22 protein-coding genes and 1 riboswitch are annotated in these 22,604 nt (G+C 71.2%); of the genes, 12 read left to right on the plus strand and 10 right to left on the minus strand.

Annotated features, from left to right (window positions below):
- Positions 1-85 precede the first annotated feature (85 nt).
- Positions 86-1,165: a site-specific DNA-methyltransferase gene (locus tag ACO2Q3_RS16800; protein ID WP_423308569.1), complete on the plus strand. Its 1,080-nt coding sequence runs from the start codon at positions 86-88 to the stop codon at positions 1,163-1,165.
- A gap of 158 nt (positions 1,166-1,323) precedes the next feature.
- Here ACO2Q3_RS16800 and mutY read toward each other — a convergent pair whose 3' ends face one another.
- Positions 1,324-2,391, minus strand: a complete 1,068-nt coding sequence (mutY, locus tag ACO2Q3_RS16805) for an A/G-specific adenine glycosylase (RefSeq protein ID WP_423308571.1) — start codon at positions 2,389-2,391, stop codon at positions 1,324-1,326.
- Positions 2,392-2,412: 21 nt separating this feature from the next.
- Here mutY and ACO2Q3_RS16810 point away from each other — a divergent pair, with 21 nt between their 5' ends.
- From ACO2Q3_RS16810 to ACO2Q3_RS16850, 9 genes are all read left to right on the plus strand, one after another.
- On the plus strand, positions 2,413-2,976 hold the full coding sequence (locus ACO2Q3_RS16810; protein WP_423308573.1) for a DUF721 domain-containing protein: 564 nt from the start codon (positions 2,413-2,415) through the stop codon (positions 2,974-2,976).
- A gap of 113 nt (positions 2,977-3,089) precedes the next feature.
- Positions 3,090-3,770, plus strand: coding sequence for a thioredoxin domain-containing protein (locus tag ACO2Q3_RS16815; RefSeq protein ID WP_423308575.1), 681 nt, complete (start codon positions 3,090-3,092; stop codon positions 3,768-3,770).
- Complete coding sequence (locus ACO2Q3_RS16820; protein ID WP_423308577.1) at positions 3,767-4,396, plus strand: DsbA family protein; 630 nt, start codon at positions 3,767-3,769, stop codon at positions 4,394-4,396. Before ACO2Q3_RS16815 ends, ACO2Q3_RS16820 begins: the two co-directional genes overlap by 4 nt.
- Before the next feature lie 18 nt (positions 4,397-4,414).
- Positions 4,415-7,858 carry a chromosome segregation protein SMC gene (gene smc, locus ACO2Q3_RS16825; protein ID WP_423308579.1) on the plus strand — a complete coding sequence of 1,148 codons (3,444 nt, stop codon included), beginning with the start codon at positions 4,415-4,417 and terminating at the stop codon, positions 7,856-7,858.
- A gap of 233 nt (positions 7,859-8,091) precedes the next feature.
- Positions 8,092-8,445, plus strand: a complete 354-nt coding sequence (locus ACO2Q3_RS16830; RefSeq protein ID WP_423308581.1) for an AtpZ/AtpI family protein — start codon at positions 8,092-8,094, stop codon at positions 8,443-8,445.
- Between the two features lie 7 nt (positions 8,446-8,452).
- Positions 8,453-9,268 (plus strand): F0F1 ATP synthase subunit A, encoded by an 816-nt coding sequence (locus tag ACO2Q3_RS16835; protein WP_423308583.1) that lies wholly within the window; start codon positions 8,453-8,455, stop codon positions 9,266-9,268.
- Between the two features lie 36 nt (positions 9,269-9,304).
- Positions 9,305-9,529, plus strand: a complete 225-nt coding sequence (locus ACO2Q3_RS16840) for a F0F1 ATP synthase subunit C (RefSeq protein WP_423308585.1) — start codon at positions 9,305-9,307, stop codon at positions 9,527-9,529.
- Between the two features lie 32 nt (positions 9,530-9,561).
- Positions 9,562-10,092: a hypothetical protein gene (locus ACO2Q3_RS16845; RefSeq protein WP_423308587.1), complete on the plus strand. Its 531-nt coding sequence runs from the start codon at positions 9,562-9,564 to the stop codon at positions 10,090-10,092.
- 12 nt (positions 10,093-10,104) lie between these two features.
- Positions 10,105-10,608 carry an ATP F0F1 synthase subunit B gene (locus tag ACO2Q3_RS16850; protein ID WP_423308589.1) on the plus strand — a complete coding sequence of 168 codons (504 nt, stop codon included), beginning with the start codon at positions 10,105-10,107 and terminating at the stop codon, positions 10,606-10,608.
- Positions 10,609-10,891: 283 nt separating this feature from the next.
- On the opposite strand, the gene ACO2Q3_RS16855 is transcribed toward ACO2Q3_RS16850, so the two are convergent.
- From ACO2Q3_RS16855 to gcvT, 5 genes are all read right to left on the minus strand, one after another.
- Complete coding sequence (locus tag ACO2Q3_RS16855; RefSeq protein WP_423308591.1) at positions 10,892-11,302, minus strand: hypothetical protein; 411 nt, start codon at positions 11,300-11,302, stop codon at positions 10,892-10,894.
- A 293-nt stretch (positions 11,303-11,595) separates the two neighbouring features.
- Positions 11,596-13,152, minus strand: a complete 1,557-nt coding sequence (gcvPB, locus tag ACO2Q3_RS16860) for an aminomethyl-transferring glycine dehydrogenase subunit GcvPB (RefSeq protein WP_423308592.1) — start codon at positions 13,150-13,152, stop codon at positions 11,596-11,598.
- Positions 13,149-14,495, minus strand: coding sequence for an aminomethyl-transferring glycine dehydrogenase subunit GcvPA (gcvPA, locus tag ACO2Q3_RS16865; RefSeq protein ID WP_423308594.1), 1,347 nt, complete (start codon positions 14,493-14,495; stop codon positions 13,149-13,151). The genes gcvPB and gcvPA overlap by 4 nt, the downstream gene beginning before the upstream one ends.
- 157 nt (positions 14,496-14,652) lie before the next feature.
- The gene (gene gcvH / locus ACO2Q3_RS16870) at positions 14,653-15,018 is read right to left on the minus strand and encodes a glycine cleavage system protein GcvH (protein WP_423308596.1); all 366 of its coding nucleotides are present in this window, start codon (positions 15,016-15,018) and stop codon (positions 14,653-14,655) included.
- Positions 15,019-15,035: 17 nt separating this feature from the next.
- Positions 15,036-16,193, minus strand: a complete 1,158-nt coding sequence (gene gcvT, locus ACO2Q3_RS16875; protein WP_423308598.1) for a glycine cleavage system aminomethyltransferase GcvT — start codon at positions 16,191-16,193, stop codon at positions 15,036-15,038.
- Positions 16,194-16,354: 161 nt separating this feature from the next.
- Positions 16,355-16,446, minus strand: a riboswitch (glycine riboswitch).
- A 76-nt stretch (positions 16,447-16,522) separates the two neighbouring features.
- Here gcvT and ACO2Q3_RS16880 point away from each other — a divergent pair.
- Complete coding sequence (locus tag ACO2Q3_RS16880; protein ID WP_423308600.1) at positions 16,523-17,560, plus strand: adenosine deaminase; 1,038 nt, start codon at positions 16,523-16,525, stop codon at positions 17,558-17,560.
- A 193-nt stretch (positions 17,561-17,753) separates the two neighbouring features.
- Here the strand turns inward: ACO2Q3_RS16880 and ACO2Q3_RS16885 are convergent, their stop codons facing one another.
- The 4 genes from ACO2Q3_RS16885 to ACO2Q3_RS16900 all read right to left on the minus strand — a co-directional run bounded on the left by ACO2Q3_RS16885 (position 17,754) and on the right by ACO2Q3_RS16900 (position 21,471).
- Positions 17,754-18,005: a hypothetical protein gene (locus ACO2Q3_RS16885; RefSeq protein WP_423308602.1), complete on the minus strand. Its 252-nt coding sequence runs from the start codon at positions 18,003-18,005 to the stop codon at positions 17,754-17,756.
- A gap of 180 nt (positions 18,006-18,185) precedes the next feature.
- Complete coding sequence (locus tag ACO2Q3_RS16890; RefSeq protein WP_423308604.1) at positions 18,186-18,857, minus strand: hypothetical protein; 672 nt, start codon at positions 18,855-18,857, stop codon at positions 18,186-18,188.
- 86 nt (positions 18,858-18,943) lie between these two features.
- Positions 18,944-20,785, minus strand: a complete 1,842-nt coding sequence (argS, locus tag ACO2Q3_RS16895) for an arginine--tRNA ligase (RefSeq protein WP_423308606.1) — start codon at positions 20,783-20,785, stop codon at positions 18,944-18,946.
- Positions 20,782-21,471 (minus strand): Tat pathway signal sequence domain protein, encoded by a 690-nt coding sequence (locus ACO2Q3_RS16900; RefSeq protein ID WP_423308608.1) that lies wholly within the window; start codon positions 21,469-21,471, stop codon positions 20,782-20,784. The genes argS and ACO2Q3_RS16900 overlap by 4 nt, the downstream gene beginning before the upstream one ends.
- A gap of 188 nt (positions 21,472-21,659) precedes the next feature.
- Between ACO2Q3_RS16900 and ispH the strand changes: the two genes are divergently transcribed.
- Positions 21,660-22,598, plus strand: a complete 939-nt coding sequence (ispH, locus tag ACO2Q3_RS16905; protein ID WP_423308610.1) for a 4-hydroxy-3-methylbut-2-enyl diphosphate reductase — start codon at positions 21,660-21,662, stop codon at positions 22,596-22,598.
- Positions 22,599-22,604 lie beyond the last annotated feature (6 nt).

A 22,604-nucleotide genomic window follows, 5' to 3' on the forward strand; every position in this document is an offset into this window, starting at 1 on the left:
CGCTTAACCCCCCGTTCACCACGTTTCGCAACGCCGCCTTCACCACGCCGGGGCGACTCTGCGGAGTCATCTTCCAGAGGCGCACATGGACCTTCGGCCCAACAGCATCATCGTCGGCGATTGCATCGAGACGCTCAAGGCGATGCCTGACCGCTCCGTGGATCTGGTGTTCGCCGATCCGCCGTACAACCTGCAGCTCGGCGGCGACCTGCTGCGGCCCGACAACTCCAAGGTCGACGCGGTGGACGACGACTGGGACCGCTTCGCCTCGTTCGAGGAGTACGACCGCTTCACCCGCGCCTGGCTGGGCGAATGCCGCCGGGTGCTGAAGGACGACGGCGCGCTGTGGGTGATCGGCAGCTACCACAACATCTTCCGCGTGGGCTGCGCCGTGCAGGACCTGGGGTTCTGGATCCTGAACGACGTGGTCTGGCGCAAGTCGAACCCGATGCCGAACTTCAAGGGCACGCGCTTCACCAATGCGCACGAGACCCTGATCTGGGCGGCCAAGGGCCGCGGCGCGCGGCGCTATACCTTCAACTACGACGCCATGAAGATGGCCAACGACGACGTGCAGATGCGCTCGGACTGGACCTTCCCCCTGGCCACCGGCGAGGAGCGGATCAAGGACGAGACCGGCGCCAAGGGCCATCCGACCCAGAAGCCCGAGGCCCTGCTCACCCGGCTGATGCTGGCCAGCAGCCGCCCGGGCGACCTGATCCTGGATCCGTTCTTCGGCTCGGGCACCACCGGGGCGGTGGCCAAGCGGCTGGGCCGCAAGTACATCGGCATCGAGCGCGAGCCGCGCTACGCCGCCCTGGCCGAGACCCGCATCGCCAAGGTCGTGCCGGTGAACCTGTCGGACCTGGAGGTCACCGGTTCGAAGAAGTCCGAGCCGCGCGTGCCGTTCGGACAGATCGTCGAGGCCGGCCTGCTCAACCCCGGCGACACGGTCTACTGTCCCAAGGGCAAGCTGTCGGCCAAGGTGCGCGCCGACGGCAGCCTGGTGGTCGGCGACATGACCGGCTCGATCCACAAGGTCGGCGCCCTGGTGCAGTCGCAACCGGCGTGCAACGGCTGGACCTACTGGCACATCCGCACCGACAAGGGGCTGGCCCCGATCGATGTGCTGCGCGCCCGGGTGCGAGCCGAAAAGGCGGCCTGAGTTCCGCCCTCCCCTCTTGGGGAGGGACAGGCGGCGCAGCCGCCAGGGTGGGGAACGCCTGCCAGGTCAACGGACTCATGGGCTTGGGCGCGCGGCCCCTCACCTCCCCACCCTGATCGCTGCGCGATCTGTCCCTCCCCTCTTGGGGAGGGAAGAGGTCACAGCAGCCGCGCCTGGCCCTTCAGGCTGAGGCGCAACGCCTTGGCGAACACCGAGGGCATGGCCGCTTCGGCCTCTGCCCCTGTCAGCCAGATCACGCCGTCGGGCGCCGGCGCGGTCTGCGATTCCAGCACCCCCAGGGTCAGGGCGAAGTGGGTGAACACGTGCTCGACCTCGCCCAGGTCGCGCCATTCTCCCATTTCGGCGCCCGGTTCCGCGGCCGGGGCGGTCGGCGCCCACGCGCTGGTGGGCAGGGCCAGCATGCCGCCCAGCAGACCCTTCGGCGGGCGGCGCACCAGCGCCACCTGGTCGCCACGCCAGATCACATAGGCGAGGCCGCGCCGGCGCGGGCGGTCGGCCTTGCGCGCCCGGCGCGGATAGGTCTGCGGATCGCCGACGCGACGGGCGGCGCAGCCCTCGGCGATCGGGCAGCGCTCGCACAGCGGCGCCTTGGGCCGGCAGACGGTGGCGCCCAGGTCCATCAGCGCCTGGGCCCAGTCGCCGGGACGCTCGCCGGTGACGAAGCGCTCCGCCAGCGCCTTCAGCTCGGGCTTGGCGTCCGGCAGTGGCGTCTCGACGGCGAAAAGGCGGGCCATCACCCGTTCGATGTTGCCGTCGACCACGTTGGCCGGCCGGTCGAAGGCGATCGCCGCCACGGCCGCGGCGGTATAGGCGCCGACCCCGGGCAGGGCGCGCAGGCCGTCCTCTGTGTCCGGAAAGACGCCGCCATGATCGGCGGCCACCGCCCGGGCGCAGGCCAGCAGGTTGCGGGCGCGGGCGTAGTAGCCAAGCCCGGCCCAGGCGGCCATCACCTCGCCGTCGGCCTCGGCGGCGAGGTCGCTCACCGTCGGCCAGCGCCGGGTGAAGGCCAGGAAATAGGGCGTGGCGTGCGGCACCGTGGTCTGCTGCAGCATCACCTCGGACAGCCACACCCGATAGGGGTCGGCCCGCTGCCCGGCCGCCCGCTCGGCCGGGCGCACCCGCCAGGGCAGGTCGCGGGCCTGGGCGTCGTACCAGGCCAGCAGGCGCTGGCGCAGGGACGAATCTGGCGGGGCGACGGCGCTCATCGGGGGTTCTATATAGGCCTCATGCGCCGGCCGCTGCCCACAACCGAGGAAGCCGCCCAGATCCTGGGCCGCAAGCGCTCGCGGCCGCTGCCGCGCCCCCCGCCGCAGGCCGGCCGCAGCCTGGCGCCGCTGATCCGCGAGCTGGACAAGAAGTTCGGCCAGGGCGCCGACGGGCTGAAGGCGCGCTGGAGCGAGATCGTCGGCCAGGCGGTGGCTCGCCGCACGGAGCCCAGCAAGCTGGTCAAGCCGCGCACCGGCGGGCCGGCGACGCTGGAGGTGCGGGTGGAGGGGCCCAGCGCCGCCCTGATCCAGCATCAGGCGCAGGACATCATGTCCCGGGTGAACCTGTTCCTGGGCGCCGGCGCGGTGGGCAAGCTGCGCATCATCCAGGGCCCCCTGCGCGGCCACGTTCGGGCCGAGGCGCCGAACGCCGCTGCCTTGCGCCGCAAGGCCTTGCCGCCGCTGGACGCGGCGAAGGAGCGCGACCTGCATCGGGATCTGGCCGAGCTGCCGGACGGCCCTCTGAAAGCGGCCCTTACACGGCTGGGGCGCGAGGTGCTGCGGCGGGAAACGCGCAGGTCTTGAAAGCGCCGCCACAGTTGCGTCACTAAGCCCCGAACCCCGCGCGGCCCGGACTTTCGAGGTTTCGGGGAATCGCGCTCTACTTCGTCTCCGAGCCCTGAAAGGGAACCCTCCGTATGCGCGTCATCGCCACCTTCCTCGCCGGCCTGGCGCTCAGCCTGTCGCTGGCGGCCTGCCAGAAGAGCACGACCAGCGCGGTCACCAGCGACGACATGAGCCTGGGCCCGGCCAACGCCAAGGTGACGATCATCGAGTACGCCTCGCTGGGCTGCCCGCACTGCGCCACGTGGAACAACGAGGTGTTCCCGCAGTTCAAGACCAAGTTCATCGACACCGGCCGGGTGCACTATGTGCTGCGCGAGGCGCTGACCGGGGCGTCGAACATCTCGGCGGCAGGCTTCCTGATGGCCCGCTGCGCCGGCAAGGACAAATACTTCCAGGTGGTCGACGCCGCGTTCGCCGCCATGCCCAACCCCGAGCTGGTGCAGCAGCCGCGCGACACCCTGCTGACCATCGCCAAGTCCGCCGGCCTCACCGAGCAGCAGTTCAACACCTGCGTCACCGACGAGAAGGCGCTGACCGCCATGCAGACCCGGGTCGACGCCAACATGCAGCGCGACCACATCACCGGCACCCCCAGCTTCATCATCAACGGCACGCTGCATGACGGCGAGATGAGCATCGCCGACCTGGACGCCGCCGTCACCGCCGCCGAACAGGGCAAGCCGATTCCCACGGGCGCCGCCGGTCCGTCCTCGTCCGCCGCCGGCGCGGCGAGCCCGGCCCCCGCGCAATGATCCGCCGCGCCTTCGCCCTGGCCCTGGCGGCCGCGGCGCTGACCGCGACCTTGGCCGCGCCCCTGCCCGGCGCAGCCATCGCGGCGCCGTCGCCGGCGCCCGCGCGCGACGACATGAGCCTCGGCAATCCCAAGGCGAGGGTCACGGTGGTGGAATACGCCTCCGTCGGCTGTCCGCACTGCGCGGCCTGGGGCGTCGAGGTCTGGCCGCAGTTCAAGAAGACCTATGTCGACACCGGCAAGGTGCGGTTCGTCTATCGCGAGATGATCACCGGCAACCCGACCCTGGCCGGGGCCGGCTTCCTGCTGGCGCGGTGCGCGGGGCCGAGCCGCTACTTCCAGGTCGTCGACGGGGTCTACCGCGCCCAGGCGCAGATCATGCAGTCCGGCGACGCCTACGCGCCGCTGGTGAAGATCGCCAAGGACGCCGGCCTCACCGAGGACCAGTTCAACGCCTGCCTGCACGACGACGGCCAGATCAAGGCGCTGCAGGCGCGGGCGAAACAGGCCGAGGAAGACGGGGTCAACTCCACGCCCACCTTCGTGGTCAACGGCAAGCACATCGAGGGCGAGACCACGCTCGCCGCGCTCGGCCAGGCGATCGCCCAGGCGTCACGCCGCAAATAGGAGGCCCCACACCCAGCCGTGCACTTCCAGAAGCTGCGCCTTTCGGGGTTCAAGTCCTTCGTCGACCCCACGGATTTCCGCATCGAGCCCGGCCTGACGGGTATCGTGGGACCGAACGGCTGCGGCAAGTCGAACCTGCTGGAAAGCCTGCGCTGGGTGATGGGCGCCAATTCCGCCAAGGCGATGCGCGCCGACGGCATGGACGACGTGATCTTCGCCGGCTCCGGCAACCGCCCCTCGCGCAACCATGCCGAGGTCACCCTGACCATCGACAACGCCGACCGCCGCGCGCCGGCGGAGTTCAACGATCATCCGGTGCTGGAGGTGGTGCGCCGCATCGACCGCGGCGCCGGCTCGACCTATCGCGTGAACGGCCGCGAGGTGCGCGCCCGCGACGTGCAGCTGCTGTTCGCCGACGCCTCGACGGGGGCCAATTCCCCGGCCCTGGTGCGCCAGGGGCAGATCTCCGAGCTGATCGCCGCCAAGCCGCAGAACCGGCGGCGGATCCTGGAGGAGGCGGCCGGCGTCTCGGGCCTGCACACCCGCCGGCATGAGGCCGAGCTGCGCGTGCGGGCGGCGGAGACCAACCTGGCCCGCCTGGACGACATCGGCCGCGAGCTGGAGACCAGCCTCGGTCGGCTGCGCCGCGAGGCTCGCCAGGCCGACAAGTACAAGCGCCTGTCGGCCGAGATCCGCGCCCTGCAGAGCGCGATGCTGTTCGCCCGCTGGAGCGAGGCGCGCGCCGCGCTGCAGAAGGTTCAGGCCGAAGGCGCCGACGCGGCAGGCCTGGCCGAGACCGCGGCCCGCGAGGCCGCCGCCGCCACGGCCGCCGCCCTGGCCGCCGAGGCCGCGATTCGGCCGCTGCGCGAGGAAGAGACCACCGCCGCGGCGATCCTGCACCGCCTGGCGATCGAGAAGGATCGGCTGGACCGCGAGCTGGAAAGCGCCTCCGCCGAGGTGGAGCGGCTGACCGCCGACCTGGCGCGGATCGGCGCCGACACCGCGCGCGAGGCGCAGATCGTCGAGGACGCGGGCCGCGCCCTGGCCCGGCTGGACGTCGAGATCGCCGAGGTCGAGACCGAGATCGCCGCCGCCCCCTCGCGGCTGCCTGAACTGCAGGCCGCCGCCCAGGCCGCCGAACAGGCCCGCGCCCGGACCGAGGCGGAGGTCGAGGCCCTGGCCGCCAGGGCCGCCGCCGCCGAGGCCGAGGGCCGCGCCGCGCAGGGCCGGCTGGAGGAGGCGCAGTTGCGCCTGGCGCGCACGGTCCGCGCCCTGGCCCAGGCGAAGTCGGAACGCGAGGCCCTGGGCCCGGCCGGCGACCCGCGCCTGGCCCAGGCGAACATCGACCTGGGCGCCGCGGAGGCCGAGCTCGCCGCCGCCCGGGAGGCCCTGGAGACCGCCGAGGCCGAGCGCAGCGCCGTGCACGCCGCGGAGGGCGAGGCGCGGCTGGCCTCGCGCGCCGCCGAGGACCGCCTGGGCCGGCTGCTGACCGAGGCGCGCGGCCTGGCGCAGCTGACCCAGCCCAAGGGCAAGACTCCCTATCGCCCGGCGCTGGACGGGATCACCCCGAAGCGCGGCTACGAGGCGGCCCTGGCCGCGGCGCTGGGCGACGACGTCGACGCGGCGCTGGACAGGCGCGCCCCGGCCTACTGGGGCGGCGGCGAGGCGGCCGCGCCGGCCTGGCCAAAGGGGGCCGAACCGCTGGCCCCGCTGGTCGCGGCGCCGCCGGAGCTGGCGGCGCGGCTGGCCTTCACCGCCCTGGTAAGCCGCGAGGATGGCGAGCGCCTGCAGGCGCAGCTGCCGCCCGGCGCGCGCCTGGTGTCGCGGGAAGGCGACCTGTGGCGCTGGGACGGCTTCACCGCCCGCGCCGAGGCGCCCAAGCCCGCCCAGGTGCGGCTGGAACAGAAGACCCGGCTGGCCGAGATCGAGGCCGAGATCGAGCGGCTGAAGCCCGAGGCCGCCGCAGCCAAGGACGCCCACGCCGCCGCCATGGCCCGCTTCACCGCGGCGGAAGACCAGGTGAAGGCCCTGCGGGGCGGGCCCAAGGCCGCCGAATTCAAGGTCACCGGCCTGCGCGAGGCGGTCGACCGGCTGCAGCGCGAGGGCGCCCGCCGCGACGCCCGCGCCCAGTCGCTGGACGAGACCATCGCCCGCTTCGCCGAGGAGGAGGCCGAGGCCCACGCAGCCGTCACCGCCGCGGAGGCCGCCGCGGCGCAGGTGGTGCGCGACGAGACCCTGGCTGGACAGCTCGCCGGCGCGCGCGAGGCCTCGCGCGAGGCGCGCGAGCTGGCCGCGCAGGCCCGCGCCGCGGTCGACCTGGAAGTGCGCGAGACCGACGCCCGCACGCGTCGTCGCGAGGTGCTGGGCCGTGACCGCGTCGACTGGGCCGGCCGCGCCGAGGCCGCGCAGCGCCGGCAGGCCGCCCTGGAAAAGGACCGGACCAAGGCCGACGCGGCGCTGCTGGCCGCGCGCGACGCCCCGGCCACGGTGGAGGCCCGCCGCGGCAAGCTGATGGACGAGCTGTCGGTGGCCGAGGCCCGCCGGGCGAAGTCCGCGGACGCCCTGGCGGCGGCCGAGACCGCCCGCGCCGAGGCGGACCGCGCCTCCCGCGCCGCCGACGCCCGCGCGGCCGACACCCGCGAGGCCCGCGCCACCCTGGCGGCCAGGCTCGAGGCGGCCCGCGAGCGGCTGGCCGAATACGCCGCCGCCCTGACCGAGGCGACGCAGCTGCTGCCCGAGGAGCTGGGCCGCAAGCTGGCCGAGGAGGCCATCGCCGTCCCGGCCGAGGCCGGCGGTATCGAGACCCACCTGCAGGGCCTTGAACGCGAGCGCGACCAGATCGGCCCGGTGAATCTGCGCGCCGAGGACGAGGCGAACGAGCTGGGCGCCCGGCTGCAGACCATGCGCACCGAGCGCAGCGACCTGACCGGCGCCCTGGCCCGCCTGCGCCAGGGGATCGACGAGTTGAACGCCGAGGGGCGCGAGCGCCTGCTGGCCGCCTTCGAGGTGATCGACGGCCACTTCCGCACCCTGTTCACCACCCTGTTCGAGGGCGGCCAGGCCGAGCTGCGGCTGGTGGAATCCGACGACCCGCTGGAGGCCGGGCTGGAGATCTACGCCTGCCCGCCCGGCAAGCGGCTGGCGATCATGAGCCTGATGAGCGGCGGCGAGCAGGCCCTGACCGCCGCGGCGCTGATCTTCGCCGTTTTCCTGGCCAACCCCGCGCCGATCTGCGTGCTGGACGAGGTGGACGCCCCGCTGGACGACGCCAATGTCGAGCGGTTCTGCAACCTGCTGAGCGAGATGCGCCAGCGCGCGCCGACCCGCTTCATCACCATCACCCACAACCCGCTGACCATGAGCCGCATGGACCGGCTGTTCGGGGTGACCATGCACGAACGGGGCGTCTCGCAGCTGGTCTCGGTCGACCTGCGCCAGGCCGAGGCCCTGGCGGCGCAGTAATTCCGCCCTGCCCACAAGGGGGAGCGTGGGCTCCTTACCTGACGTCGTGTGTGCGACATGAAATGCACACTGGCGAACCCACGTCTCGCCAACCAAAAATTATTCCGCTAATTCAGCTATTTAATATGTTTTCACGCGAACTTGACGCTCGCAGCCGGCGTCTATAGGTTCCGCCGCGACCTGGCCGGGCCGCGGCGGGACGCCGGGGTCGCCTCGAAAGACCTTCCAAGTCCATGCCCAAGCCGGACGATACGAGCCACCGGGCGCTTCGGCGCCTCGACAAACGGCTCGAAGCGTTCGCGGCCAGTCGCGCCCCGAAGACCCCCGCTCAGGGGTCTATGGGGGCGTCGAGCGACGGCTACCGCATGCTGGGCGAAATGCTCGGCGGGGTGCTGGGGGGTCTGGGCCTGGGGTGGCTTCTTGACCGAGTCGCGCACACCAGCCCCTGGGGCGTGGTCGGCGGCTTGCTGATCGGCTCCGGGATTTCGGTCTACGCCGTGGTGCGCACGGCGATGGCCATGAGCGCACGGGCCTCGCAGGGGCCCGCGCCGGCGCCTTCGGCGCCGGACGATGAAGAGGACGAGTGAGACACCGATGGCCGCCATCGAGCCGATGAAGCAGTTCCTGATCGAGCGCGTCGCGGGTGTCCCGCCGATCGTGATCAACGGGATGGACTTCTCGATCACCAATTCCGTCCTGATGATGCTCATCGCCGCCGTGCTGATCGTCGTGCTGTTCAGCATCTCGGCCAAGGGCGCGATCGTCCCGGGCCGCATGCAGGCGGTCGGCGAGAGCCTCTACGACCTGATAGACGGCACCCTGGTGACGCCGATCATCGGCCACAACGGCAAGCCCTACATCCCCTTCGTCTTCACCATCTTCATGCTGGTGCTGACCATGAACATGATGGGCGTCGTGCTGGCCGTGGGCCACGTGGGCGGCCAGGACTGGACCTTCACCCCGACCGCGCAGCTCGCCGTGACCGCCACCCTGGCGGTGATCACCTTCATGAGCGTCGTGATCATCGGCTTCATCAAGAACGGCCTCGGCTTCTTCAAGCTGTTCGTGCCGCCCGGCGTGCACTGGGCGATGGCGCTGTTCATCGGCTTCTTCGAATTCATCTCCTTCATCGTCCGCCCGCTGACCCTGGCGATGCGTCTGTTCGGCAACATGCTGGGCGGCCACGTGGTGATGAACATCTTCGCCAGCTTCGTCGTGGCGCTCGGCGCCGTCGGCCTGGCCGGCTTCGGCCTCAACAGCCTGGGCCTGGTGGGCTCGGGCCTGTCGCTGGCCATGGTCATCGCGCTCACCGGCCTTGAGCTGGTGGTCGCCGGCCTGCAGGCCTTCGTCTTCGCCGCCCTGGCCACTGTCTACCTGAACGAGGTCGTGAACCTCGGCCACGGGCACTAACCCAACACACGCAACGCTCTCTCAACGAGGACTACAATGGACCACACTTCCGCTCAGTACATCGGCGCCGGCCTTGCCACGATGGGCATGATCGGCGCGGGCGCCGGTCTCGGCATCCTGTTCGGCAACTACCTGCAAGCCGCCATCCGCAACCCGTCGGCCGCCGGCCAGGAGCGCGTGTGGCTGTTCCTGGGCATGGCGCTCACGGAATCCATGGGCATCTTCGCCCTCGTGGTCGCCCTGCTGCTGCGCTTCGTCTAATCCGGACCTGAAGCGAGAAAGCCTGAACGATCATGGCTAGTCCCACGCAGGAGGGAACGACCGAACCGGCCCAGTCCGGCGGTCTTCCCCAGTTCGATCCCCACTGGTGGCCGGGCCAGATCGCCTGGTTCTCGGTGATCTTCCTGGTCGTCTTCCTGCTGATGCGTGGTCTGTTCGTGCCGCGTATCGGCGGCACGATCGAGGCGCGGGACGCCAAGATCGAAGGCGACATCGCCGACGCCCGGCGTCTGAAGGCCGAGGCTGACGCCCAGGCCGCGGCCGCGGCGGCCGAAACCGCCCAGGCCCGCGCCCAGGCCCAGAAGCTGGCCTCCGACGCCCGCGCCCAGGCCAAGGCGGACATCTCCGCCAGCCTGGCGGCCGAGGAAGCCAAGCTGGCCGAGACCACCGAAGCGGCCGAGGCGCGCATCCGCGCGGCGCGGGACGAGGCGATGGGCAACGTGCGCAGCATCGCCGCCGACACCGCCGGCGCCATCGTCGCCAAGCTGACCGGCCAGGCGGCCTCGGACGCCGAGATCCAGTCCGCCCTGGCGGCCAAGGCCTAGGAGGACGCACCCATGGATTTCCTCAAGGATCTGGTCCAGGACGCCGAGTTCTGGGTGGGCGTCGCCTTCCTGGTGTTCATCGGCCTGCTGGTCTACCTGAAGGTCCCCGGCGCGCTGGCCGGCGTGCTCGACAGCCGCGGCCAGAAGATCCAGGCCCAGCTCGACGAGGCCAACCAGCTTCGCGAAGAGGCCCAGCGCCTGCTGGCCGAGATCAAGACCCAGCGCGAGGCGGCCGAGAAGACCGCCGCGGCGATGATCGACGCCGCCAAGGAAGACGCCAAGCTGCTGCTGAGCGAGGCCAAGGCCAAGCTCCAGGACGACATCAAGCGTCGTCGCGAGATGGCCGAGCGCAAGATCGCCAACGCGGAAGCCCAGGCCGCCGCCGAGGTTAAGGCCGCCGCCGCCGAGCTGGCCTCGGCGACCGCGGAGGCGGTTCTGACCGCCCGCATCGCCGGCGCCACCAGCGACCCCCTGATCGACCAGGGCTTGGCCGGCCTGCAGGCCCGCTTCCAGTAGTCCCCGGTCATCCGTAAGACATGCGAACGCCCGCCTCGTAAGAGGCGGGCGTTTTCGTGTGGGGCGGCGCTCCATCTCAGCCCTCCCCTTCATGGGGAGGGACAGGCGGCGAAGCCGCCAGGGTGGGGAACCCCCGCCGGCGCACAGGTCAATCTCGTGGGAAAGGCCAAACTCGTGAGATGGGGGTGGCGTCTCACTTCCCCACCCTGATCGCTTCGCGATCTGTCCCTCCCCGCAAGGGGGAGGGTGGGCGATCTATCCCTCCCCACAAGGGAGGCGAGAGCTAGATCGCGGCCATCCGGCGCTTGGGGAAGAACCGGCGGCGCAGGGCGCGGGCGGGGCGCCAGCGGCGCGGGACGACCAGGCGCTCCATGCGCAGCACCTGTTGCCAGGCCACCGGCAGAACCTCCGGCTCGCGGCGCAGCAGGCGGCGGATCGGGAACACGATCTTGGGGTGCCGCCGCTGCAGGCCGATGAACTGGCGGCGCGCCTGATGCGACGAGCGCAGCACCATCACCAGGCCGATCACCAGCACCGGCACGCCCAGGTGGAACGGCAGCAGCGCGCCCACGAAGCCCACCGCCATCAGGATCGAGCCGCCCACGATGCTGGCCGCGCGCAGCACCGCACGCCACCGCTCGGGAGCGGCGGCGGCGCGGACGAAGGCGGGCGTTCGGAGCGAAACGAGCGACATGATCTTCAGCGTTTGGGGTGGCGGCCGCGCGAGGCGACGCGGTCGCATGTCTCCCATATGGACCCGCTTTCCTTAAGCGATAGCGGCATGGATCAAAGAATCTGCGATTGCTGACTCTATTGGGAGGGGCTGTGGCCGATCCGCCTCAGTTGATGACTTGATTATGGCGCCTGGGCGACAGTTAACGGCCCTGGCTTGTAAGTTCCGCTGCAAATGCGCCCGTTCGCGCCGGAGACGGAGGTCCGCCGCCGGCGCCGGGAATCAGTTTTCGGCCGCGGCCTGAGTGCGCCGCCTCAGGCTTCCGCCGTCCACCGCAGCCGCGGCTTGCGCGCCGCCAGGGTCTCGTCCAGGCGCCGCAGCGGGGCAAAGAACGGCGCCGCCCTGAACCGGTCCGCCTCGCCCGCCCGGGCGGCCGCGGCCAGCTCCAGCAGGGCGTCGCAGAAGCGGTCCAGCTCGCGCCGGGACTCCGTCTCGGTCGGCTCGATCAGCATCGCGCCATGCACCACCAGCGGGAAGTACATGGTCATCGGGTGGAAGCCGACGTCGATCATCGCCTTGGCGAAGTCCAGGGTGGTGACCCCGGTCCCCTCCAGCCAGGCGTCGTCGAACAGCGCCTCGTGCATGCACGGGCCGTCCGGGAAGGCGGCGGTCATCACGCCCGCCATCCGCGCCTTGATGTAGTTGGCGTTCAACACCGCGTCCTCGGCCACCTGGCGCAGGCCGTCGGCGCCGTGGCTGAGCATGTAGCTCAGCGCGCGGACATACATCCCCATCTGGCCGTGGAAGGCGCACATGCGGCCGAGCGCCCCGACCGCCTCGTCCTGCGCCTCCTCCAGCAGCCGCAGGGCGCCTTCGCCGCCGCCGACCACCCAGGGCTTGGGCGCATAGGGCGCCAGGGCGGCGCTCAGCACCACCGGGCCGGCGCCGGGACCGCCGCCGCCGTGCGGGGTGGAGAAGGTCTTGTGCAGGTTGATGTGCATGGCGTCGACGCCCAGGTCGCCCGGGCGCACCCGGCCGACGATGGCGTTGAAGTTGGCGCCGTCGCAGTAGAAGTACGCGCCCGCCTCGTGGGTCAGGCGGGCGATCTCCAGCACGTCGCGTTCGAACAGGCCGCAGGTGTTGGGGTTGGTCACCATCACCGCCGCCACGTCGGGTCCGAGCTTTGCGGCGAGGTCGGAGAGGTCGACGCGGCCGTCGGCGGTCTGGGCGATCTCGCGCACCGCGTAGCCGGCCTCGGCCGCCGTGGCCGGGTTGGTGCCGTGCGCCGAGGTGGGCACCAGCACGGTCTTGCGTGCGTCGCCGCGGGCCTCGTGCGCGGCGCGGATCGCCAGCAGGCCGCAGAGCTCGCCGTGGGCCCCGGCCTTGGGCGACAGGGCCACCGCCGGCATGCCGGTGAGGGTCTTCAGCCAGTGCGCCAGCTGGTCCATCAGCGCCAGCGCGCCCTGCACCGTGGACACCGGCTGCAGCGGATGGATGTCGATGAAGCCCGCCAGGCGCGCCATCTTCTCGTTGAGCCGCGGGTTGTGCTTCATGGTGCACGAGCCCAGCGGATAGAGCGCCAGGTCGATGGCGTGGTTCTTCTGGCTGAGGCGCACGTAGTGGCGCAGCGTCTCCGGCTCGGACAGGCCCGGCAGGGCCAGGGGCTCGGCCCGGACGAGGCCGGCGAGGTCCGACAGGTCGTCCGCGCCGATGTCCTCGGCGAAGTCGACGCCGGTCTTGTCCCAGCCGCCCAGTTCGAAGATCAGCGGCTCGTCCTGCAGCAGGCCCTTCGCGCCGGTTCCCGGGACGGGGGCGGCGGCCTCGGAGACGGCGTCCGGGCGGGTGGGGCGGCCAACGGTCTGCATGGTCATTGGGCGATCTCCGCCTTGAGGGCGCCCGCCAGGGCGTCGATGTCTTCGTCCAGGGTGGTCTCGGTGGCGCAGACCAGCAGCACGTCGCTGAGGCCCGCCTTGGGGTCGAGCCGCGAATAGGGCACGCCGGCGAGGATGTCCCTGGCCGCCAGCCGCTCGACGATCGCCGCGGCGTCGCCGGGCAGGCGCACGGCGAACTCGTTGAAGAAGGCGCCGGTCAGCACCTCGACGCCGGGAACCGCCGCCAGGGCGGCCTTCAGCCGCCGCGCCTTGACGTGGTTGATCTCCGCCAGCCGGCGCAGCCCAGTCCCGCCCAGCAACGACATGTGGATGGTGAAGGCCAGGGCGCACAGGCCGGAGTTGGTGCAGATGTTCGACGTGGCCTTGTCGCGGCGGATGTGCTGCTCACGGGTCGACAGCGTCAGCACGAAGCCGCGCCTGCCCTCGGCGTCCACCGTCTCGCCGCACAGGCGGCCCGGCGCCTGGCGCAGCAGGTTTTCCCGGCAGGCGAACAGGCCGACGTACGGCCCGCCGAAGTTCAGGCCGTTGCCGATCGACTGGCCCTCGGCCACGGCGATGTCGGCGCCCATCTCGCCGGGCGACTTCAGCAGCCCGTAGGACACCGCCTCGGTGGTGACCACGATCAGCAGGGCGCCCTTGGCATGCGCCGCCTCGGCGATGGCGGTCACGTCGGTGACCTGGCCGAACACGTTGGGGGTCTGCACCACGACGCAGGCGGTATCGCCGTCGATCGCCGCGATCACCGCCGCCTCGTTGTCCACCGCCGCCGGCAGGCGGGTGGTGGAGACGCCGGCCGAGTGGGCCAGGGTCCAGGTGGTTTCGGCATAGTGCGGGTGCAGGCCGCCCGACAGCACCGCCTTGCCGCGGCGGGTGACCCGGTGGGCCATCATCACCGCCTCGGCGCAGGCCGTGGAGCCGTCGTACAGGCTGGCGTTGGCCACCGGCAGACCGGTCAGCGCCGACACCTGGGTCTGGAACTCGAACAGCACCTGCAGCGTGCCCTGGGCGATCTCGGGCTGGTAGGGCGTGTAGCTGGTCAGGAACTCGGACCGCTGGATGATGTGGTCGACGCTGGCCGGCACATGGTGGCGATAGGCCCCCGCGCCGCAGAAGAACGGCCCCGCGCCCGCCGGCCGGTTCTTCGCCGCCAGGGCCGACAGCGAGCGTTCCACCGACAGCTCGCTGGCGTGCAGAGGCAGGTCGACCAGCCCCGCGCGCCGGGCGGCGGCCGGCACGTCCACGAACAGGTCGTCGATCGATTGGGCGCCGATCACCCCGAGCATCTCGGCGCGGTCGTCGGCGGTCAGGGGCAGGTAGCGCATGGGCGGTTACTCGTTGGATCGATTGGCGTTCTCCTCCCCGCTTGGGGAGGGGGACCGCGAAGCGGTGGAGGGGGCTCCAGCGGCCGCCGGGGTCCGGCGCTCCCTGGAGTCCCCATCCCCGGCTTCGCCGGGACTTCCCCCAAAGGGGGAAGAGATTCTAGAGCGTGGCGAGGAAGGCTTCGTAGGCGTCGCGGTCCATCAGGGCGTCCAGCTCGGCCGGATCGGCGAGCTTGAGCTTGACGAACCAGCCGCCGGCCTCAGGCATGGCGTTGACGGTCTCGGGCGCCTCGGCGACCTCGCCGTTGGCCTCGACCACCTCGCCGGAGACGGGGGCGTAGACGTCGGAGGCGGCCTTGACGCTCTCGACGACCGCCAGTTCCTCGCCGGCCTTCACCGCCTTGCCGGCGGAGGGCAGGTCGACGAACACCACGTCGCCGAGCTGCTGGGCGGCGTAGTTGGTGATGCCGATGGTGGCGACGTCGCCGTCGACCTCGACCCACTCGTGATCCTTGGTGAAACGCATGGCGCGGCGGCTCCTGCTCAGGCTTTGCGGAAATAGCGGTGGGGGACGAAGGGCATGGCGACCACTTCGGCGTCGCCGGGCTTGCCCCGGACGATGACTTTCAGCTTCACGCCCGGCTCGGCGTAGTCGGGGGGCACGTAGCCCATGGCGATCGGGCCGCCGACGGACGGGCCGAAGCCGCCGCTGGTGACGGTGCCGACCACGGTCCCGGCGGCATTGGCGATCTCGGCGCCTTCGCGGGCGGGTGGGCCGCCCAGCACCCGCAGGCCGATTCGGCGGCGCGCGACCTCGCCGGCCAGTTCCTTGGCCACGCGGGCCGCGCCCGGGAAGTCCTGGTCGCGCAGGCGGCGCTTGGACACGGCGAACGCCAGGCTGGCCTCGGCGGGGGAGGTGGTCTCGTCCAGGTCGTGGCCGTACAGCGGCAGGCCGGCTTCCAGCCGCAGCGAGTCGCGAGCGCCGAGGCCGATCGGCTTGACCCGGTCGTCGGCCAGCAGCCGGTCCCAGAAGCCCTTCGCCTGGGCGGCCGGGACCAGGATCTCGAACCCGTCCTCGCCGGTGTAGCCGGAGCGCGAGACCACCAGGCCCGCGCCGTCCCTGTCCACGCGCCGGAACTGCATGAAGCCCAGCTCCAGAGCCTCCGGCAGGATCTCGCCCACCGCCTCGGCGGCCCTCGGGCCCTGCACGGCGATCAGGGCGCGGTCGTCGGCGCGGGTCAGCCGGGCGGCGTCCCCCGCGGCCGCTTCGATCAGCGAGAAGTCGCCGTCCTTGGTCCCGGCGTTGACGATCACATAGAGCATGCCCTGGCGGTCCGGCCGCAGGGGCCGGCCGACCATCAGGTCGTCGATCACCCCGCCGTCCGCGTTGAGCAGCAGGGTGTAGCGCAGCTGGCCGGGCTTCAGGCCGCGGATGTCGCCGCAGACCAGGCGTTCCATGATCGCGGCGACGGCCCGGTGGTCGGCTTCGCCGTCACCGGACAGGGCATTGAGCTGCAGGAACGACGGGCCCATGTGCGAAACGTCGAAGGCGCCGGCGTTCTCGCGCGTCCACAGGTGTTCCTTGAGGATGCCCTCCGGGTACTGCACGGGCATGGAATAGCCGCCGAACGGCACCATGCGGCCGCCAAGGGCCTCGTGCGACGGGGTCAGCGGGGTGGTCTTGAGGATCTCGTCGGACAAGGGCTCTCCGCGGGCGATACGCATGGCGCGGCGAGGCTCCGCCGCAGTCTGCGCCCCCGCTGTCCCTTGCGCCTGAGAGATTCCGGGGCGGCGAACCGGCCGTCCCTTGCTCCTTCGGCGAGCCGCGGACCCTTAGGGTCCCGGACTCTTTCCAGCGTTCATCAGGCTCCGCGGTCCTTTTGCCTGAGCGTTTCCGGGGCGGTTGCGCCTTCGGCGCCGGGCGCGAGGACCCGGCCTCTCCCGCGAGAGCCGCGCGGAACCTGTGCGAGGCGCCCTCGCAAGTCAAGCGCCGCCTTGACGCGGCGCAGCATGAGCGCCCGTATTGCCGGATGTCAGAGCCTTCCGAAGACCTTTCCGCCTTCATCGCCGGCCTGCCGAAGGCCGAGCTGCACATCCACATCGAGGGCAGCCTCGAGCCTGAGCAGATGTTCGAGTTCGCGCGCCGCAACCGCGTCGACCTGCCGTTCGCCTCGGTGGAGGAGATCCGTCAGGCCTACCGGTTCACCCGCCTGCAGGACTTCCTGGACATCTACTACGAGGGCGCACGGGTGCTGCTGACCGAGCAGGACTTCCACGACCTGGGAATGGCCTATTTCCGCCGGCTGGCCGCCGACAGCGGCCGCCACGCCGAGCTCTTCTTCGATCCGCAGACCCATACCGACCGCGGCCTGCCGTTCCAGGTCGCGGCCGACGGCCTGCTGTCGGCGATGGCCCAGGCGGAGCGCGAGCTGGGGGTCACCTCGAAGCTGATCCTGTGCTTCCTGCGCCATCTCGACGAGGACGCCGCCTTCGCCACCCTGAAGGCCGCCGAGCCCTGGCTGGACCGCATCGCCGGCGTCGGCCTGGATTCCTCGGAACTGGGCCACCCGCCGTCGAAGTTCGCCCGGGTGTTCCACGCCGCCGGCGAGCGCGGCCTGAAGCGCGTCGCCCATGCCGGCGAGGAGGGGCCGCCGCAGTACGTGTGGGAGGCGCTGGACATCCTGCGCGTGGACCGCATCGACCACGGCAACCGCGCGCTGGAGGACCCCGCGCTGACCGCCCGGCTGGCCGCCGACGGAATGACCCTGACCGTCTGCCCGCTGTCGAACCAGAAGCTGTGCGTCGTCGACGACCTGGCCGCCCACCCGCTGCCGCTGATGCTGGCGCTGGGCCTGAAGCCCACGATCAACTCCGACGACCCGGCCTATTTCGGCGGCTATCTGAACGCCAACTACCGCGCCGTGGCCGAGGCGACGGGCCTGTCGCGCGAGGCGCTGGCGACCCTGGCCCGCAACAGCTTCACCGGCGCGTTCCTGGACGAAGCGGCAACGGCGCGGCATGTGGCGGAGATCGATGCCTACGTAGCGGGATCATCCGGCAAGGCCTGACCCCCTCACCTTCCCACGCCGCCTGCTGACGCAAGCGCCGCGGGCCCCTCCCTCTCCCTATGGGAGAGGTGAACTAAGCGATTGCCTACACTCGAAAAATCACCCCCAAGAACACCTCTCCCAGAGGGAGAGGGAGGGGCCCGAGGTCAGCGCGCCAGCGCTGAGCTTGGGAGGGTGAGGGGTTCCGCCCTCGCTAGGGGATGTCGGATGATGCGTGCTTCACCGCTTCTATCTGTGCAGCGACGGACGACGCCCGCCAGCAACGGAGTCTCAGGCTGCCGGCGGGAGATGACAGCTTCAGCGTTATGATGCTGGTCAAGAACGCAGCTTTCACCGAGACGTCGTCGATCCGCCCGAGGGCAACGTGGATGGCGGGAACGTTCGGCGTGAATGCTCTGTTGAGGCGGTTCGGCTCGAACACGACCGCGTCACGGTAGAGGCGCAAGTCACCGCCAACCCAAAGCCCACCGTCCCGCGCCAGTTGTCTCTCAACAAAGCCGAAGCTGGCGCCGAGAAGCGGCTTGGCAGCCTCAAGGTCTTCTGAAGTCCCGACAAGCGCACTCGCCGTGACACTCAGGACGGGCGAGCCTGCGTCGTCGCCGGGCTTTGCCAGAGTCGCCCCCCCCTACTGCGGCTTGCAGGACAGGTCCGGGTCGACGAGGTCGTGGCGCATCTGGCCGAACACGTCCTGCAGCTGGACGTCGCGGCCGGGCGTGGCGCCGAGATCGATGGTGTTGTCGGCGAAGATGGTGCCGTCGTCGCCCTGGACCCGCACGCGCACCATGCCCCCGGCGGTGAGCCCCTTGAGCATCACCGCATCCTCCGCCGCGTCCTCCTTGGCGCCGCTGACCAGGATGGTCGAGCCGGAGACGTCCAGGTGCAGCGGCTGGCCCTCGGGCGGCATCGGCCCGCGGGCGACGCCGTACAGCTGCCACGGCACCCGCGACTCGCTCTTGTCGGCGAAGGTCAGGATCAGGTCGGCGCTCTTGGCCTTGGGCAGGGCGGTCATCACCATCGCCAGGGTGGCCGTCGCCTGGGTCACCTTGCCCAGCCCCACCTTGGAGGTGTCCGGGATGGCGTAGTCGATCATCAGCGAGGGATTGGGCTGGCCGGGCGGATGCGGCGCGAACCAGCGCAGGTTGGCCGGCTTCGGCTTGCCGTCCGAGCCCACCACCTGGGTCAGCAGCATGCCGCTGACCGGCCCCTTCACCTCGGCCTTGCACAGGTAGCTGGTCGCCGACGCCGGCGACGCCGCAACCATCCCGGCCGCCAAGGCCAAGCCCAGCAATGCTCGCATGAACCCTCCGCACGCACCCGGGGCGAGGATAGCCGCCCCGCCCAAGTCTTGGCTACTGCCGCCCCGGGGCAGCCCCCGTGCGACGTCTACATCCGCTCCGGCGTCTCCATGCCCAGCAGGTCCAGCGCCAGCTCCAGCTGTTTCAGGCTGGCCGCGGCCAGGGCCAGGCGGGAGCCGCGCACCTGCGGGTCTTCGGCGGTCATGATCGGGCAGGCCGCGTAGAAGCGCGAGAAGGTCTGGGCCAGCCGATAGGCGTGCTCGGCGACGAAGTTGGGAGCCCGGCGGTCGTAGGCTTCGCTGAGGGCGTGGTCGAAGGCGTCCAGCACCAGGGCCAGCTCCCGCTCCGCCGGTTCGGCGACGGCGATCACGCCGGGCTCCGCCCCCTCATCCGCCGCGCGGCGCAGCACCGACTTCACCCGCACCGCCTGATACAGCAGGTACGGACCGGTCTTGCCCTCGAAGCTGGAGAACCGCTCCAGGTCGAAGATGTACGAGGTGCCGCGATAGTTGCCGAGGTCGGCGAACTTCAGCGCCGCCACCGCCACCTTGCGGGCGATCTCGGCAAACGCCTCGGCGTCCAGCTGCTCGCCCAGCTCCGCCTCGTGCAGGCGCTCCTCGGCCTTGGCGGTGATCATGCCGATCAGGTCGCGCAGCTTCAGCACCCCGCCCTCGCGGGTCTTGAAGGGCTTGCCGTCCGGCCCGTTCATGGTGCCGAAGCCGATGTGCTCCAACGTCCCCTCGGCGGCGTAGCCGGCCAGGTAGGCGGCGCGGAACACGGTCAGAAAGTGGTCCGCCTGTCGCTGGTCGACGACATAGAGTACGAGATCGGGATCGAAGAAGGTCTTTCGATCGAGGATCGTGGCAAGGTCGGTGGTGCCGTACATGGCCGAGCCTTCCGACGAGACCACCAGCAGCGGATCCGGCCAGGGCGCGACGACGACGGAGCCGTCCGGCAGCTTCTTCTTGGTTGTCTCGCCCTGGCGCGCGACGCGAACGATCTGGGCGCCCTGGTCTTCCACCAGCAACCCCATCGTCCGCAGCTCCGCGACCATCGGCTCGATCAGGTCGTTGACGTCGCTCTCACCGCGCCAAAGGTCGAAGTCGATGCCCAGGGCGTGGAAATCGCGCTCCAGCGCCACCCGGGTGATGTCGGCGAAGTGCTTCCACAAGAGCCGGTAGCCGAAGCGGCCGGCCTGCAGTTCGGCCGTCGCCTTGCGCGCCCGGTCCCGGTACTCGGCGTCGGTCTTGTTGCGCGCCGAGGCCATCGGATACAGCCGGTCGAGGTCCTCCAGGCCGATGCGCGCGAACAGCCGTTGGGCGAGGTCCTCGCTCTGCGCCTCGGTCCAGTCGGCGGGCCGGGTCTTCAGCCCGTCCAGCGCCTCGGCGATGTCCGCATGCTCGTCGCCGACGGCGATGATCAGCAGGCCCATCTGCAGGCCCCAGTCGCCGAAATGGGCGTCGCCCAGCACCTCGTCGCCGCGGAAGCGGCAGATGCGCTTGACCGCCTCGCCGATGATCGAGGCCCGCAGGTGCCCGACGTGCATCTCCTTGGCGACGTTCGGGCCGCCGTAGTCGACCAGCACCCGCCGCGGCTGCCCCACGCCCGAGGCGCCCGCCCGGGCGTCGCCGGCGATGGCGTTGCAGCGCACCGCCAGGGCCTGGTCGGTGAGCTTGAAGTTGATGAAGCCCGGTCCGGCGATCTCGATCGAGGCGAGATCCGGGTGGCTCTGCAGCGCCTCCACCACCGCCGTGGCGATCTCGCGCGGATTGCGCCGGGCGGCCTTGGCCGCCGCCAGGGCGCCGTTGCACTGGAAGTCGGCCAGGTCCGGCCGGTCCGAGACGGTGACGCGGCCATGCTCCGCAGGCAGGCCGAGGCTGGCGAAGGCGGCGCCGGCCGCTTCGCTGAGGCCCGACTTCAGGTCGCTCATTGCGCGGCGGTGCTCACACCGGCGTTGGGTCGGAAGCGCTTGCCGTCACGGTTGAAGGCGGCCATCTCCGGCGTCACGTCGAAGCCGATCAGCACCTCGAAGTTGGCGCCGCTGACCTTGGAATCGGCGCGCGGGATGGTCACCCCGCCGAGGTTCTCCGTCACGGTCACCCGGTCCTGGCCGGCCGGGAAGGTGACGGGCAGGTCGAAGTATTCCTTGGCCAGCACCGACTGGTTGCGATGGGTGACCGCGACCCAGTAGCGATAGGTCTTGTGCGTCTCGGTGGCCTGCGGCCCGCGCCCAAGCGAGAACAGGATCTGCATCTGCACGGTGATCGGCTGGTCGGCCTTGTAGCTGCAGCCGGCCGACAGCCCCTGGATCTCGCCGGTGTAGCCCACGGCGTTGGAGGCTTCCTTGTTGTCCTTCAGCTCGACGTAGCGCGCCGCGTCGTACAGCACCTTGACGTAGGGGCACGGGCCGGCGTTGCGCAGCTGCGGCAGGGCCGGGGCGTTGGAGCCCCACTCGGAGTCGCGCTTGCGCTTCTTGGCGTCGTCGTCGTCCTGGCCGCCGCCGCCGCCGCCAGGGCCGCCGCCGCCCGGCCCGCCCATCTGGGCATGGGCGGGGGCCATCGGCCAGGTGGTCAGCGCCGTGATGGCGAGAAGCGCGGTGAAGGTGAGGCGGCGCATGGGGAATCCAGGACTTGGGACGGGCGCCGGAAGGTCCGGCCGCTCGGTTATGGCCCTGATAAAGGCATATCAGCGGCGCCGCAACGAACGCCGTTGAAACGCAAGGCGATGGACGCGAGGCCTTGCGTCGCGGCGCCCGTGCGGGAAGTCCTCTAGCTCTCGACCCGGCAAAGCCCTAGTTTGCGCGCATGAAACCGCAGCTCAACATCCTCCTCGCCTCGCCGCGAGGCTTCTGCGCGGGCGTCGACCGCGCGATCCAGATCGTCGAGCGCGCGATCGAGAAGTACGGCGCGCCGGTCTATGTCCGCCACGAAATCGTCCACAACCGCCACGTGGTCGACCGCCTGAAGGCCATCGGCGCGGTGTTCGTCGAGGAACTGGACGAGTGCCCGGACGACCGGCCGGTGGTGTTCTCGGCCCACGGCGTGCCCAAGACGGTGCCGGCCGAGGCGATCAAGCGGCGGATGCTGTTCCTGGACGCCACCTGCCCCCTGGTCTCCAAGGTGCACGTGGAGGCGGCCCGCCACTATGAGAACGGCCGCGAGATCGTGCTGATCGGCCACGCCGGCCACCCCGAGGTGGTGGGCACCATGGGCCAGCTGCCGCCGGGCGCCGTGCGGCTGATCGAGACGGTTGAGGACGCCGAGACCTTCCAGCCGGTGGACGCCTCCAACTTGGCCTTCGTCACCCAGACCACCCTGTCGGTGGAGGACACCGCCGACCTGGTCGAGGCGCTGCGCCGCCGGTTCCCGGAGATCAGCGCGCCGCACAAGGAAGACATCTGCTACGCCACCACCAACCGCCAGGAATCGGTCAAGCGCCTGGCCGCCGACTGCGACCTGCTGCTGGTGGTGGGCGCGCGCTATTCCTCCAACTCGGTTCGCCTGGTCGAGGTCGGCAAGAAGGCCGGCGCCCGCGACGCGCGGCTGATCGACGACGCCAGCGGCATCGACTGGGATTGGTTCAAGGGTGTCGAGACCGTCGGCCTCACCGCCGGCGCCTCGGCGCCGGAGCTGCTGGTGCAGGGCGTGATCGAGACCCTGTCCGGTCGCTATGCGATCACCATCCACGAGGTCACCGGCGCCTCGGAGACCGTGACCTTCAAGCTGCCGCGCGCGGTGGCCTGAACGGCC

The sequence above is a fragment of the Caulobacter sp. KR2-114 genome (genome assembly GCF_049446115.1).
Taxonomy (GTDB): Bacteria; Pseudomonadota; Alphaproteobacteria; order Caulobacterales; family Caulobacteraceae; genus Acaudatibacter.